This window comes from Vibrio sp. TMPB1044, assembly GCF_030442075.1.
Lineage (GTDB): Bacteria > Pseudomonadota > Gammaproteobacteria > Enterobacterales > Vibrionaceae > Vibrio > Vibrio satsumensis.
The window spans coordinates 1-14,685 of the sequence record NZ_JAUJED010000032.1 but is presented as its reverse complement, the minus strand read 5'-3'; the positions used below and the strand labels follow the sequence as shown (position 1 = coordinate 14,685).

The following is a 14,685-nucleotide window of genomic DNA, read 5'->3' as shown; positions in this document are numbered from 1 at the left end:
AAGGGTAGTAAAAAAACCGGATTTAAAGAACAGCTATACGGTATAAATAATGAGCTGCAATGCCATATAACCAGTATAGAAACCGTAAATGAGGATTAAAATTGCGCCTAATTGACGAAATAAGTCAGCTTGTTGCAGTTTTTTGAGGATATTAGCGCCCATACCCACTGTGAGCATTGCTGGAAGCGTACCTAAACCGAAAGCAAGCATGATACCAGCGCCGTTGTACCAACTCCCTGATACTGCTGCCCATGTAAGCATCGAATAAACGAGACCACACGGAAGCCAACCCCAGATAAAGCCAAACGGCAAAGCGTGGCTAGGGTGCTTCAATGGTAAAAATGATTTACCTAAAGGAGAGATATAACGCCATAGTTTCTGTCCGACTTTTTCAAAGAACAGCAAGCCAAACCACCATTTACCAATATACAAACCTAGTATGATCATAAAGCCAGCAGCAAACAAACGCAGCCAACCCAGCAGAGCATTAAAATCGCTGAGCTGGCCAATCGAAGAAATTGCACCACCAATCACGCCGCCAATCACGGCATAACTGAGCAAGCGCCCTAGGTTATAAAGTAGGGGAATAACAGGGGAAGGTTTACTGTTGCCAATTGACAGAAGCGACGCAATACCACCACACATTCCCATGCAGTGGCCTGCGCCGATCAACCCAACAACAAAGGCTCCGATCCAATCAGGCGTCATCGTTCTTTTTGTCTACGTTAGTTTGGCTTTCGCTGTTAGCTTTCTCATTCTTAACAGGTTTGCTATCAGAATGGTTGTGAACCTTTTCGTCTTCATCAAACAGAATATTGTGACCTTGGCGTTCGAGGTCTTCAAACTGCTCGCTTTTAACTGCCCATAGAAAGATTCCAACAGCGATACATACAAGTACGATCGCAATTGGAATGAGTATGTATAAACTTTCCATTATTTACCTTGCTCTTTTAAAAGCCTTAACGAATTAGACACGACAATAATAGAGCTAGCGGACATGCCAACAACTGCAATGTACGGAGCAACCAAACCTGCGACAGCCAATGGAAGAATAAGTAAGTTATATCCTAATGACCACGCCAAGTTTTCACGGATTATCTTACGCGTTTTTAGCGCCAATGTACGGGACTTAAGTAATCTATCAAGCTTATCACCCAGTAACACCATATCTGCAGAGGCTTTCGCCACATCGGTACCGCCGCCCATAGCAACGGAAAGGTGGGCACCCGCAAGAATAGGAGCATCATTAATGCCATCGCCAACCATCATGGTAATGTCACTTGCATCTCGAGAGTTCAGGTAAGCAAGCTTATCTTCAGGTTTCGCGTTAGCAACAATGTCTGTAATACCGATCTCTTCAGCAACAGGCTTCGCGTTAATCAAAGAATCGCCAGTAAGCAGTGTCGTTTTGATTCCCGCATCTTTAAATTGCTTAATAAACTCGATGCTTTCTTTGCGAATGGGATCTTCATATGTAAACGTTGCGATATGACGGCCCGCCATCGACAAGTAAATACCGTTACTTTCCAATGGTTGAGCTTGACCTAAAATGAATTCACTACTGCCGATAGCGACTTCATCGCCATTCCATTCACCAGTGATGCCTGAACCAATCACGTTATTAACTGATTCTACTTGGATATCATCAGAAATATGAGTCTTGAACGCTTTCGCAATAGGGTGGTTAGCATGTTGTTCTAAGCTCGCCGCTACTTTGAGACAGGTGTCTTTATCAAGTTCAGCGAAGGTTTCAACTTGGCTGATACGAATATCACCCTCAGTCAATGTGCCAGTTTTATCAATGATCAAGTGATTCACTTTGCACAAGGTTTCGAATACATGGCCTTTGCGCAGCAAAATACCGAAGTTACCCATGCGAGAAGTTGAACAGGTTATTGCAGTCGGTGTTGCAAGCGATAGAGCACAAGGACATGTCGCAACAAGTACCGAAAGCATAATCCAGAAAGCATCTTCTGGGCGTGTTTGGTGCCAGTAGAACCAAGTACCAAAAGAAATGATCAGGATAACCGCAACAAAGTATCGAGCCACCACATCAGCGATTTCAGCAATTCTAGGCTTAGAAAGTTGCGCTTCATCTTGCAGACGAACGATATTGGAAATCACCGAATCCGCTTTTGATGTCATCACTTCCAGTTCAAACGACTCGTCACCATTCAATGTACCAGCGAAGACAGTATCACCCTCGTTTTTCACTACGTGGATAGATTCACCAGTCAGCATCGATTCATCAATATGAACTCGACCAGACAATACTTTGCCATCGGCAGGAATGTGTTCACCAGGAAGAACGCGAATTTGGTCGCCAACTTTTAAGGTTTTTACCGGAACTTGTTCGCCATCTAACGTTGTTGCCATCGCAGGAACAAGCTTAAGCAGATTACCGCTAGCGGCTGCTGCTTTACGACGAGCACGCATTTCAAGAAAGCGACCAAGCAATAGGAAGAAAGTGAACATCGAGATAGACTCAAAGAACACTTCACCTTTCTCTGTGACCGTCGCCACCAAACTAGCAACGTAAGCAAACAACAGAGCAATCGAAACGGGCACATCCATGCCTAATGTTCGACCTTTGATACTTCGCCACGCATTAATATAGAAAGGCAATGCAGAGTAGAGCAGAACCGGCGTCGCGAAGATCAAGCTGACCCAACGGAAGTAGTTTTTAAACTCAGGCTCAAGGTTACCAAACACTTCAAGGTAGAGCGCTACCGCTAGCATCATGACTTGCATGGTTGCCAGGCCAGCGACACCCAGACGATACAAATAGTTCTTCATTGAGCGGTGGTAGGCCGCTTCTTGTTGGTCGGCCTCAAAAGGCGCTGCTTTATAGCCAAGGGTATGGATTGCCGATAACAACTCGCTCAGTTTCACTTGCGTGTTGTCCCAGCTAAGTAGGGCACGGTTAGTAGTGGTATTCACACGAATGCTACCAACACCTTGTTTTGAAGAGACTTGCTTCTCAATAAGCCATGCACAGGCGGCACAAGAAACACCTTCTAGTGACAATGTCACTTCAGAAGTATTTTCAGAGTTACGAACGAACTCTAATTGAACATCTTCATTGTCGTAATGACTGAGTGCCAGCAGTTGCTCTGGCACTAGATCAGCTTTTTCAGCAGGAGCGGTGCGATATTGGTAGTAAGAAACCAAACCGCTATCAACGATTGTCTGGGCTACGGTTTCGCAACCCGGACAACACATCTTACGAGTCGATCCTAAGATCTCTACTTTAAAATCCGTTTCCGCTGGTACATCTTCACCGCAGTGATAACAGGATTCACACATAAGCTTTAGTTCGTTAGTTGAGTAGGAGTTTCAATAGGGAAGTTCATACGACCTTGCACTAGCCATTCTGAATCGTGCGGAGAAAGCTCGATAAACCATGGACCTTGCATTTCGTGGTCTAGAGTCAAGGTGTAGTTGCCTCTCGCATCTGCAGTCAGCAGTTGAGTGAAATCACGGTCAGGCAGCGTTCTGTGAACGAACATCGCGCTAATAGCAGGAAAGTGCTCAAGTTTACCTTTATCTAGAGTAATGATAACCGAGTTACCTTTTTCGTTAACTAAAGCTGACAGACCTAATTCTTTAGCGATGTTTACTTTCGAAATATCGACATTAATGCCTTTTCCTTTTTTATAGTAATCCTCAGTCACTAGGTCTACAGAGTTCTGCGTAAACACAATAACCGTCATGATGGTCCAAATAACTACTGTCGCTGGCAACGCGATTAAGAACCACGGCCAAAACTGTTTATACCAAGGCTTTACCATAAAAAATATCTCAAAAAAGAATAAAAAGAAGGGGTTATAAAATAAAGGAAAGACAGCCTCTTAGAAAGAGGCTGTTATTGAAATGTTACTTATTATCTGAGTTGCTTAAGCTCCACACGTAAGATGAAACTAGCTGTACTTTGTCTTCGCCTAGAATGTCTTTCCAAGCAGGCATTACACCAGAACGTCCGTACATAACTGTTTCAGTTACATCTGCGCGAGAATCGCCAAACAACCAATCGCGGTCAGTTAGGTCAGGAGCGCCAACAGCAGGGTTACCCTTACCATCAGTACCGTGACACGCAGCACACACTACGAAACGAGCTTTACCAGCTTCTGCTTCACGTGCGTTTACGCTACGACCAGAAAGGCTAAGCGTGTAGCTAACTACTTCTTTTACGCCTTCTTCGCCAAGCGCGTCTTTCCAACCAGGCATTTGACCAACACGACCGTGCATAACTGTTGTTACGATAGCCTCAGGCTCACCGCCATATAGCCATGCATCGTCAGTTAGGTTAGGGAAACCTTTCTGACCACGTGCATCAGAGCCGTGACACTGAGAACAGTTTTGCAAGAATAAACGTTGACCCACTTTGATTGCGTCAGCATCTGATGCAATGTCAGGGATTGAACGTAAACCGTTTTCGTCGTGAGCAAGCTTTCTGAATGCTTCACCGAAGTAGGTGTCTGCATCATCAAGCTCTTTCGCGTACGCATCTAACTGTTTGTTTGCTTGCGCAGCAGCAATTGCAGAGCGAGACTCTTCAATGCTACGCACTTCTTGGTTTGAACTTGTCCAACCTAGTAGACCTTTAAAGTTGCCAAGGCCTGGGTATAGAGCAAGGTAAACCGCTGCAAAAACAATCGTACTGATGAAAAGGTATGTCCACCATTTTGGTAGTGGGTTGTTAAGCTCACGAATACCATCGTATTCATGGCCCATATCATGACCTTCTTCAACGCCTGTTTTATCTTTAAAACACCAACGAAGTAAGACAGCACAACCAATTAGGGTACCAATCGTAATCGCACTAACCCAGATACTCCAGAATGTACTCATTACTTTGTCACTCCTTCATTTTTAGAACTTGTTGCTGGCTCGTCGTCAGCAAACACTAGGTTCGCGTCTTCGTCGAAACGTGATTTACGGTTCTTGCCGTATGCCCACCAAACGATGCCGATGAAGCAAGCAAAAACAGTCACAGTCCAAACACTTTGAAATGTAATAATGTCCATAATTATTCCTTATTTCATTGCGTGGCCAAGCGATTGAAGGTAAGCGATGATTGCATCCATCTCTGTTTTTCCTTCAACATCTTGTTTAGCGTTAGCAATTTGTTCATCTGTGTAAGGAACACCAAATTGATTACGGAAGAGTTCAAGCTTCTGTTGAGTCAATTTGCCATCAAGTACATTCTCAGCAAGCCATGGGAAACCAGGCATGTTTGATTCAGGAACAAGTTCACGAGGGTCGATAAGGTGAACACGGTGCCACTCATCAGAGTAACGATCACCAACACGCGCTAGATCAGGACCAGTACGCTTAGAACCCCATAGGAATGGATGTTCCCAAACGCTTTCGCCAGCTACAGAGTAGTGACCGTAACGTTCAGTCTCGGAGCGGAAAGGACGAATCATTTGGCTGTGACATACGTTACAACCTTCACGAATGTAGATATCACGACCTTCCATTTCGAGAGCAGAGTAAACACGTAGGTTTTCTACGGGTTCAGTTGTCTGCTTTTGGAAAATAAGAGGGGTAATTTCTACTAACGCACCAAAACTGATAGCAATAACGATCAAGATCGCTAGTAGGCCAACGTTCTTCTCTACCAACTCATGGCGATTATTTGAATTTGAGCTCATTCTAAATCTCCTTAAGCCGGTTGAGGGATAGCTTTAAGGCTATCTTTAGGTGCAGAAACAGTTTTGTACGTGTTGTATGCCATTAAGAACATACCAGATAGGAAGATGAAACCACCTAAGAAACGTACAAAGTAGAACGGGTAAGAAGCTTCTACAGATTCAACGAAACTGTAAGTCAATGTACCGTCAGAGTTAACTGCACGCCACATCAGACCTTGCATCACACCAGAGATCCACATTGCAACAATGTAGAAAACCGTACCAATCGTTGCCAACCAGAAGTGAACATTGATTAGAGATACAGAGTACATACGCTCTTGACCGAATAGTTTAGGAACTAAGTGGTAAACCGAACCGATAGAAACCATTGCAACCCAACCTAACGCACCAGAGTGAACGTGACCGATAGTCCAGTCCGTGTAGTGAGATAGTGCGTTAACCGTTTTGATTGCCATCATTGGGCCTTCGAAAGTCGACATGCCGTAGAATGATAGAGAAACGATTAGGAAACGTAGGATTGGGTCGTAGCGAAGCTTATGCCACGCACCAGATAGAGTCATAATACCGTTGATCATGCCACCCCAAGATGGAGCAAACAGAACCAAAGACATAACCATACCTAGAGATTGAGTCCAGTCAGGAAGTGCAGTGTAGTGTAGGTGGTGAGGACCAGCCCAGATATACAAAGACACTAGAGCCCAGAAGTGAACAATCGACAAACGGTAAGAGTAAACAGGGCGACCAGCTTGTTTAGGAACGAAGTAATACATCATACCTAGGAAACCAGCTGTCAATAGGAAGCCTACCGCATTGTGTCCGTACCACCATTGCACCATTGCATCGATCGCACCGGAATAAATCGAGTACGATTTAAACGCAGATACAGGAACAGCAAGGCTGTTAACGATGTGCAACACGGCAACCGTGATGATGAAGGCTCCGAAGAACCAGTTTGCTACATAAATGTGCGATGTCTTACGCTTTATCATTGTTCCGAAGAACACGACCGCATAAGCTACCCACACAAGAGTAATAGCAATATCGATTGGCCATTCAAGTTCCGCATATTCTTTACCAGAGGTTAAACCTAACGGTAAAGTAATTGCAGCGGACAGGATAATCGCTTGCCAACCCCAAAAGGTAAAGGCTACGAGAGGGCCACCAAAGAGACGCGTCTGACAGGTACGTTGTACAACATAATATGATGTTGCAAACAGCGCACTTGTACCGAACGCAAAAATAACCGCATTAGTATGCAGGGGACGTAAACGACTGTACGTCAACCACGGCGTATCAAAGTTTAGCTGTGGCCAAACTAATTGAGCGGCAATCAAAACACCAACGCCCATACCGACAATACCCCACAAAATTGTAACTAGGGTAAATTGACGGACGACCGTATAGTTGTAGTTTTGTTCAAGCTGCTTTTCTTGGCTCATTTGCATGCTTCCAATTTCTTATTTACTACACTTTACTTCCAACACGACTCACGTCGTAATGCCACCCAAATTAGAAAAGGAAATTCAGCCTATTCAGGGCTTTATTTCCACTTGCTGATTTTAAAAAAAAGTGGCATTTTCAACGCGACACTATACTTGAATTAACAAATCAATGACAGAGTAGTAACCTTACGCTTGGTCTGGAATTGGATTTTTATTTAAAAACTTTGAACTTTGTAACAAGGAGTAAAGATTATAATGGCGGCACAAAAGCTAACAAAAGGCAGGCTTGTTCAAATTATCGTCATGTTGATTATTTTAATAGCTGCATTTACTTGGAGAACAGTAACATACGATAATAACGAAACAGTAAGCTGTATAGTTTCAAAACCTTGTGAATTTGGTATTGATAATAATAATGTTTCGATTTCGGGCAATAGTCAGGGGTATTCAATTGAAACATCTAAAACTGGCAAATTTATCATTAACTATGATGGAAGCGGAGTTTTAGAATCGAAAGGGGCTTCATCTTGGCTTTTACAAACCAATGATAAGACTTCCTCAATAACGGTTACATTTCCACAACAGGTCATGACGTATACAGTAAATCTCTCAAAAGAATAAAACTCAAAACTGAGCAACACCTCGCTCTTTAATAGAAATATTGACTAAACCAGTGAAACATTGCGTATTAAAGTGTTATAAAGACAACATTAATAAAGTTTCCAGAACTCTATGAAATTTCTATCAAAAGTCTCTTATTCTCTAGATGATAAAATCGCCGTAGATGAACTTCTTCTTGGGGTAGAAAACCCCGAGGATATCGCTTGTCTTATTTGCTACTGCACAGAAGAGTACTCGACACTAGCTGTGCAGAGATATTTCGTAGATGCTCTCCCTAATATTCCAATACATGGATGCACGACATGCCATGGAATTATGACTGAAACTGGATTCCATTCAGGGCCTGTGATCGGTGTGCTCATCATTTATGATTCAGGCATCAACGCTTACGGCACGGGCATTGAGCACTTCGGTGACTCCATAGACGCCAGCACCTTCAGCGCGATCGATAAAGCACTCAAGAACGCCAACCGAGAAGGTGAAATTCCCGACCTTATCTTGCTTCATTCCACTCCTGGTAATGAAGAGAAAGTGATGGCGGCTCTCGATAAGAAATTCGGCACTGAGGTTCCAATTATCGGTGGCAGTGCTGCAGACAATCAGGTTTCTGGAAATTGGAGTATCTTTACCGAAGAGTCACTCTCAATTAATGGCGTCTCATTAACCGTCTTTTTCTCCTCTCAGTCTATCTATTCATCATTCAGTGCAGGGCACACGCCTACGCGATACTTAGGAACCGTGACCAAAGTAAGAAATAGAATCTTGCTTGAGATAGATCACAGGCCAGCCGCCACGGTTTACAATGAATGGACTAATTTCCATTTAGGTGGCAGTGACGACGGCTATATCTTTGAAAAGTCATCTGTCTATCCACTAGGCAGAAAAGTCGGTACATCTTACAACTATCCGTATTTCAAACTATCTCACTCAATTCGCGAAACGGAGTGCAACGGTATCGAGCTCTTTACGGATATCAGTGAAGGCGACACCATTTATTTGATGCAAGGCTCCAAGCAGCAATTGATCAGCCGCGCCGCAAACATCATTCACTCCTCGTACTACAACGATATGGATCTTGAAGAGAAATTAGGGGCGATCAATATATTTTGTGCCGGTCCAATGTTGAATCTAAAACAAGACATGGAGGAGGTTTGTGAGCAAATAAATCAAGCACTTAACGGGCTTCCTTACATATGTCCATTCACGTTTGGTGAGCAAGGTAGGCTATCTGGCGGTGAGAATGCACACGGGAATTTAATGGTATCGTCTGCAACGTTTTATAGGTTGAGAAAGTAATGGGGTCTGAAGGTCAAGAAGCGCTGCAAGAAGCTCGTATTGAACTGCAAAAACTAAAAGCCCGTGAGCGAAAACTGGCTGAAGAGAACAGGGTGATCTTATCAACCATCTCAGCGATCAGTAAGGCGAGTAATATATCTGAGATATTCTCCAGCCTTGAGTTCGTACTCAAAAAATACATTAAATTTGATGACTTTATAGTGGTATCAAGGGTAGGGAACGAAGGTAGCTTCAAAACTTTGCTAACCAATAACAAAGTCTTCGAACAGATGAATTGGAGTGATTGTGGCAAACTATCGCGAGTCATTAATGGTGAATGTGCCATCCTTTTCGAACCCAAATCTCTTGGGGAATTTAACTCTCTGCATCCCATTATTCTCGACCAAATCAATTCAGTGCTGATTACTGGGATAGATAGTGGTCTAACACAGTCCGTTATCATTTTTATCCACTCAAATACTAAGCACTTTAGTATTGAAACCAAAGCCACACTAAACCGTTTCCGCCCGCTAATAGAGCGCGCTGTTTTCGATATTGAGAACAAAGAAAAGCTTGAAGCGACAGTTAGAGAACGTACTGCAGAACTAGTCACGGCAAGAAAAGACGCAGAAAGAGCTAACAAGGCCAAGTCTGAATTCCTCGCGATGATGAGTCACGAGTTGAGAACACCGCTAAATGCTATCATTGGCTTAATCGACACACTAAAATCCACGTCACTCAACGAAGAACAACAGTCTATAGTTCTTAATATGAGCACGTCATCAGAGCTTCTATTAGCAATTATCAGTGACGTGTTGGACTTTTCTAAAATTGAATCTGGATGTTTCTCGCTAACACCTCAATGGAGCAATGTAAGAGACACTGTAACTTTTGTATTATCTGAACAAAAGAAGACAGCAGACGATAAAGGTTTGGCGCTAACAGTAACAAGCGATATCCCTGAAGGCGAACTTCATTACATAGATCCAAGTCGCCTGGCACAAATCCTATTTAATCTGATTGGCAACGCGATTAAGTTCACTGAGCGTGGGCATGTCCACGTTTCTATCAAGTACCAGCAGAGCTCTTTCTATATAACGGTAGAAGACACCGGTATTGGCATTAGCTCGCAACAACTTTCGTCGCTATTCAGTCCATTTGTACAAGCTGATAGCACAATCACACGCAGATTTGGTGGCACTGGTTTAGGTTTGGCAATCACCAAAAGACTAGTTGAACTGATGCGTGGACGTATATCGGTAGAGAGTGAGCCAGGAAAAGGTTCAAAATTCGAAGTACATTTGCCAGTGCTTACCAGAGTTAAGAACAATCTGGCCAATAATGAAGACAATAAATGTTCACCCGAGTTAAGAAGCCGTTATTCGGTGTTAGTTGTCGAAGACAATCCAACGAATCAAATGGTCATTAAGTTAATCCTGACGCGACAAGGCCACAAAGTTTTCATCGCCAGCAACGGTGAAGAAGCTATTGGCTTTGTTGAAAAAGCCATTGACTCGATAGACATTATTTTAATGGATATGTCGATGCCAGTGATGGATGGACTAACCACAACCAAGCACATGAGAGATGCCAACATCAAAATACCAATCGTCGCACTAACAGCACACACATCAGTAGAAGACAAATGTTCGTGCTTAGACGTCGGCATGAATGATTTCGTGACCAAGCCAGTAAGAACCAAAGAGATCACAGAAGCAATTGATCGATTAATGCTTGAAGTCTAATAAACGTATTCTTAATCGAAGATTAGGAAATATGTTTATTAGGTATTTTATGGTAAATAGCTTTACTGTTAAATAGAACGTCAATTTGGTAGATAAACAAAAGGCAGGGCATCATAGAATGGCACCCGCCTTATAAACATCAAACCCAATTTAACATAATATACATAATACGCACTAATATAGTGATAAATTATAATCTTTTCAAGTTGTTAACCTTAGTCGATTTTTGCTTATCTGAGCGCCTAACAGCCTTGTTTTCCTTAATCTTTACTCTGAAATTATCCTATTAATTACTTTTTTGGTCGCTTGGCTTCGCTATAGTGTTCCAAACGCAATATTTAATTTTCAAGAAACCGCTGCGTTTTGATAGTCACTAGCTATCAAAACGCCAAAGTAAAATAGGAATAAACTATCATTAACCACTAATATTTTATGAGGTCGATCACATGAGAACCCCGCCATTTGCTGAGTTGGTGAACCAACATTTTGATTCTTTGAAAGACGCTGCGGCGTTTTTTCATGTGACGGTGCCAACCATGCGGCGTTGGTTGTCGGGTCAATGCTCGATCAACCCGATCGCCGAGAAACTCATGAATGTGCATGCTCGGGGTTATTTGCCACTGGATCACCGTTGGGACGGATTTAAAATCAACGTCGACCGTGCCACCTTGATCACACCAGAAAGACGCGAATTCAATCCCAAAGAATTGCTCAGTTTTGCCTACTGGCGTGATGAGCATCGTCAATTGGTTGAGCGCCACGGCAAGATTGATTCACCGAAATATTACCCACCCAAGGAGCATCCATTGCCGTTTCGTGGCGGTCGTCGAATGCCCGCCAAACCTTGGGTGCCCAGTAAATTCAAATAAAAGAAGTAAGATAAAAAGGATTAGCGATGAAAGTAAGTGTCTATATCGATCAAGTGCTGTTCAACCAAGCGCTCAGAGCCGCCAAAGACTCTGGACTGACGCCGTCCCAAACCATCGCCCATTGGGCGGCAATGGGTCAATTCATGGAAACCAAATCCCTTGGCTCACTGAGGCTCATACAGAGTGGTCAGAAAAAGAAGTGACTCGCCTGCCCGCTTTTACCGATTTGGGGAAAGCTCCCCAGTCAATATCGGTGACTGAAGACATAAATAAAGCCGAGTCAGTCCTCGGCCTTTCACTCACGTTTGATTATGGAACTTGAATGGTATCTTGAATTTCCGACACACAGATCGCCATTAACGCCATTCTCTTATGGTATTTTTGAATTCTTGAGCTGTTACCAAACCCAGTGGCATACAGAAACTCTGAAGTGCTAGCGGATTGCGTGGTGAGCTCTGCCGTACTGTTACTCGACGTCCAAAAAGCGTAACTCGTAGGAAACCCAAAGGCTGTATATAACTCACCATGATCCTGGACGAGCGCTGCGACTTCGTTGGCGGTGGCTCGACGCCAATTCACTCGGCTCGCGTACGCTAACTCTGCCAAATCCTGACAATAACGGTCGTATTGGCCACCGACGCCGTCATTTTCTCCCGCACCATCTTGCCGAAAACGGGCATAGAGCCCCGCTATCGGTGCGTGATACCCTAAGCCTTGAACGCTTTTCGCATAAGATCTGCCCACATTATCTGCCGTATTATCAACACTATAATTGAGCTGTTTTAAAAACGCCAAACTGGGAGAAGAACTAAAATACTTGCCGTTCGCGTCGCCAGTTAACCCTTCTATCACCTTTAAGCAGTCGCCTTTTGCATTATTCCGATCGGTATCATTGAGTGCGCCACACATTTTCAGCGGTGGTGTGATCGTAATGGTTAAAGAAGGGCTTGTGATCCCATAAGCCTCAACAGAAAGCGTCACTTCGCCCTGTTTTAGACCGATGATTTTCCCCGTCTCAGTCAGCCGTATCGCCGTGGGATCATTCATGTTCAAGGTAAACTGATCGCGCTTGAGTACTTCAATTGTGTCTTGAGATATTTTGAGTTCAACGGTCAATTCAGTTGAGCTAAAGATGGGCATCTCGAGTTTACTGGCATAAACCCTGAGAGACTGGATGTGTGGAGGCTCACTGTTTGAGGGCTCCAGGTTTGACTCATTACTTGTCGAAACTTCCTCCGTCTCTTCCCCTTCATTGTTTTTCTCAGGTGGGATCTCTCCCATTGCACTTTGGCTTGAGATGGCACCTGAAACTTCTGACTCCACTCCTTCTACGGTTTCAACGCCCCATACGACGTGCGTATCTTCGACTCCTATGAGTTCAGGAGCTTTGGGCTCCTCATTCTTTGAGTCTGAATTTGGGCACCCCATTAAACCCCCCATCAGCGCTCCTAAAACAAGCACTCTCTTCATGTTCATGTTCATGTTTAATCCTCTGGCTTTACACTTTTCAAAAATGAGCGCTGATATAAACATTTAGAATGAAAGCGATTTGTATAGAGAGTAAAAAATTCCGTTTTAATTATGATTAATTATTCAAAATCAAGAACAATAACCAGATAAGCTATTGTTTTTCTGAATTTAATGTTAAGAATCTAATCATGTATAACCTGTCTTTTCTTCCCTCGAGCGTGCCCTCAGTGGGTGTACTCGGCGCTTGTTATCACACAACATTGAGGCTAAAATGACCGAATTAGAGACCACTTTAGAGACCGATTATATGACTACTCGAATTTTAGCGGACGTCGCTGCCAGTATTACCGAGTTAAAAGCAAACCCAATGAAAGTGGCCAGCAGCGCCTACGGTGAGCCTGTGGCCGTGTTGAATCGCAATGAGCCTGCCTTTTACTGCGTACCAGCACAAGCGTACGAAATGATGATGGACAGACTGGAAGATTTGGAGTTGCTGGCAATTGCACAAGAGCGCGAATCGGAAGAGACAATTTCGGTCAACATCGATGAGTTATAAACTTAACTTCAAAAAGAGTGCACTGAAAGAGTGGCAAAAGTTAGGCGCGACACTGCAACAACAGTTTAAAAAGAAACTCGTGGAACGCTTAGAGAACCCACACGTGCCCGCTTCCAAGCTTTCTGGCGCCGATAACCTCTATAAAATTAAGCTACGTCAATCGGGTTATCGCTTAGTTTACAAAGTCGAAGATGACGTCATTATTGTCACCGTACTGGCGGTTGGTAAACGTGAGCGCAGCGATGTGTACCGCAAAGCGATGAAGCGGTTAGACGACTAATCACAGACTTAACCCTCTACTCTTAATACGACCTCACCCTGCTCTAGCAACTCGACAATGGCTTGTTGGTACGCTTCTTCAACAATGGTTTGCTCCCAAACACGTTCGTAATTGGGTAAGACTTGCTGCCTGGAGATGGTCGATACGCCGAAGCTTAATGCCCCTTCGACACGATGTCGCCGAATAGTGACCAGCTTGGCCTCCGTCCATGAGGGATTGGGGTTAGTGAGACGTTTAGATTGCAGTGTTTTTTTCTTTTTCGCCATGTTGAACCCTCGTCTATGTAGACCATCAGCCTATCAGAGGTGGCAAAAACGTTTCACTGTTTGCTTAGCAAAAATCGACGTAAATCTCATTCCAACGTTAGCTCAAAATCACTTCCGCCACTTTTAGACCCAGCCCTTTGATACGCAGAGGCGACAAACATATCGAGCCACACGTTGAGCAAAACGACCTCAGTAAACGCTGGTTAGCCTACTCTTGTCGTCGTTTTAATATCATTGAGATGACGAGAAAGCGCCTCGATAAGATCCCGCTTTATCAGAGGTTTAGTTAACACTTCGTTCGCTCCGGCTTTTATAAACGCGTGAGTCGACGTTTGCATAATATCTGCCGTCCACCCGATGATGATAACGTCCTTATAGCCTGCTTCTCGTATTTTCTTAACCGTCTCCACACCGTTCATTTTCGGCATATGGTTATCAATTATTACAAGGTTGAAGTTGTCCGACTCCAGTAGACTTAATGCCTCATAACCATCCCCACAAGTA

At 43.7% G+C, this 14,685-nt stretch carries 18 protein-coding genes; 7 read left to right on the top strand and 11 right to left on the bottom strand.

The window, feature by feature from the left end; genetic code table 11:
- Positions 1-33: 33 nt before the first annotated feature.
- From QQ041_RS20090 to ccoN, 8 genes are all read right to left on the bottom strand, one after another.
- Positions 34-708, bottom strand: a complete 675-nt coding sequence (locus QQ041_RS20090; protein ID WP_285954909.1) for a sulfite exporter TauE/SafE family protein — start codon at positions 706-708, stop codon at positions 34-36.
- Positions 698-934, bottom strand: coding sequence for a cbb3-type cytochrome oxidase assembly protein CcoS (ccoS, locus tag QQ041_RS20085; protein WP_285954908.1), 237 nt, complete (start codon positions 932-934; stop codon positions 698-700). The genes QQ041_RS20090 and ccoS overlap by 11 nt, the downstream gene beginning before the upstream one ends.
- A complete protein-coding gene (locus tag QQ041_RS20080; RefSeq protein ID WP_285954907.1) occupies positions 934-3,306 on the bottom strand; it encodes a heavy metal translocating P-type ATPase metal-binding domain-containing protein in 2,373 nt (790 codons plus the stop codon). The genes ccoS and QQ041_RS20080 overlap by 1 nt, the downstream gene beginning before the upstream one ends.
- Before the next feature lie 5 nt (positions 3,307-3,311).
- Positions 3,312-3,791 carry a FixH family protein gene (locus tag QQ041_RS20075; RefSeq protein ID WP_123301700.1) on the bottom strand — a complete coding sequence of 160 codons (480 nt, stop codon included), beginning with the start codon at positions 3,789-3,791 and terminating at the stop codon, positions 3,312-3,314.
- An 85-nt stretch (positions 3,792-3,876) separates the two neighbouring features.
- Positions 3,877-4,851, bottom strand: coding sequence for a cytochrome-c oxidase, cbb3-type subunit III (ccoP, locus tag QQ041_RS20070; RefSeq protein ID WP_086711456.1), 975 nt, complete (start codon positions 4,849-4,851; stop codon positions 3,877-3,879).
- Entirely contained in the window at positions 4,851-5,027 is a 177-nt protein-coding gene (locus tag QQ041_RS20065; RefSeq protein WP_004742291.1) for a CcoQ/FixQ family Cbb3-type cytochrome c oxidase assembly chaperone, read from the bottom strand. Before QQ041_RS20065 ends, ccoP begins: the two co-directional genes overlap by 1 nt.
- Positions 5,028-5,036: 9 nt before the next feature.
- On the bottom strand, positions 5,037-5,657 hold the full coding sequence (gene ccoO / locus QQ041_RS20060) for a cytochrome-c oxidase, cbb3-type subunit II (protein WP_004742292.1): 621 nt from the start codon (positions 5,655-5,657) through the stop codon (positions 5,037-5,039).
- Positions 5,658-5,668: 11 nt separating this feature from the next.
- Positions 5,669-7,102: a cytochrome-c oxidase, cbb3-type subunit I gene (gene ccoN / locus QQ041_RS20055; protein WP_009846707.1), complete on the bottom strand. Its 1,434-nt coding sequence runs from the start codon at positions 7,100-7,102 to the stop codon at positions 5,669-5,671.
- 252 nt (positions 7,103-7,354) lie between these two features.
- Here ccoN and QQ041_RS20050 point away from each other — a divergent pair, with 252 nt between their 5' ends.
- The 5 genes from QQ041_RS20050 (at position 7,355) to QQ041_RS20030 (ending at position 11,812) form a co-directional block, all read left to right on the top strand.
- Complete coding sequence (locus tag QQ041_RS20050) at positions 7,355-7,720, top strand: hypothetical protein (RefSeq protein ID WP_239715884.1); 366 nt, start codon at positions 7,355-7,357, stop codon at positions 7,718-7,720.
- A 111-nt stretch (positions 7,721-7,831) separates the two neighbouring features.
- Positions 7,832-9,016: an FIST signal transduction protein gene (locus QQ041_RS20045; protein ID WP_285954906.1), complete on the top strand. Its 1,185-nt coding sequence runs from the start codon at positions 7,832-7,834 to the stop codon at positions 9,014-9,016.
- On the top strand, positions 9,016-10,740 hold the full coding sequence (locus tag QQ041_RS20040) for an ATP-binding protein (protein WP_285954905.1): 1,725 nt from the start codon (positions 9,016-9,018) through the stop codon (positions 10,738-10,740). The genes QQ041_RS20045 and QQ041_RS20040 overlap by 1 nt, the downstream gene beginning before the upstream one ends.
- A gap of 446 nt (positions 10,741-11,186) precedes the next feature.
- Positions 11,187-11,609, top strand: a complete 423-nt coding sequence (locus QQ041_RS20035; protein WP_016787066.1) for a phage protein — start codon at positions 11,187-11,189, stop codon at positions 11,607-11,609.
- A gap of 26 nt (positions 11,610-11,635) precedes the next feature.
- Positions 11,636-11,812 carry a hypothetical protein gene (locus QQ041_RS20030; RefSeq protein WP_016787067.1) on the top strand — a complete coding sequence of 59 codons (177 nt, stop codon included), beginning with the start codon at positions 11,636-11,638 and terminating at the stop codon, positions 11,810-11,812.
- A 106-nt stretch (positions 11,813-11,918) separates the two neighbouring features.
- On the opposite strand, the gene QQ041_RS20025 is transcribed toward QQ041_RS20030, so the two are convergent.
- Positions 11,919-13,091, bottom strand: coding sequence for a hypothetical protein (locus QQ041_RS20025; RefSeq protein ID WP_285954904.1), 1,173 nt, complete (start codon positions 13,089-13,091; stop codon positions 11,919-11,921).
- Between the two features lie 295 nt (positions 13,092-13,386).
- On the opposite strand from QQ041_RS20025, the gene QQ041_RS20020 reads away from it, so the two are divergent.
- Both QQ041_RS20020 and QQ041_RS20015 read left to right on the top strand, forming a co-directional pair.
- Entirely contained in the window at positions 13,387-13,635 is a 249-nt protein-coding gene (locus QQ041_RS20020) for a type II toxin-antitoxin system Phd/YefM family antitoxin (protein WP_029224563.1), read from the top strand.
- Positions 13,625-13,915: a type II toxin-antitoxin system RelE/ParE family toxin gene (locus QQ041_RS20015; RefSeq protein ID WP_017059652.1), complete on the top strand. Its 291-nt coding sequence runs from the start codon at positions 13,625-13,627 to the stop codon at positions 13,913-13,915. The genes QQ041_RS20020 and QQ041_RS20015 overlap by 11 nt, the downstream gene beginning before the upstream one ends.
- 8 nt (positions 13,916-13,923) lie before the next feature.
- Here QQ041_RS20015 and QQ041_RS20010 read toward each other — a convergent pair whose 3' ends face one another.
- Together QQ041_RS20010 and QQ041_RS20005 are read right to left on the bottom strand one after the other, a co-directional pair.
- Positions 13,924-14,181, bottom strand: a complete 258-nt coding sequence (locus QQ041_RS20010) for a hypothetical protein (protein ID WP_285954903.1) — start codon at positions 14,179-14,181, stop codon at positions 13,924-13,926.
- Positions 14,182-14,384: 203 nt separating this feature from the next.
- Positions 14,385-14,685: response regulator (locus tag QQ041_RS20005; RefSeq protein WP_285954902.1), on the bottom strand; the 301-nt coding region annotated here is incomplete at its 5' end.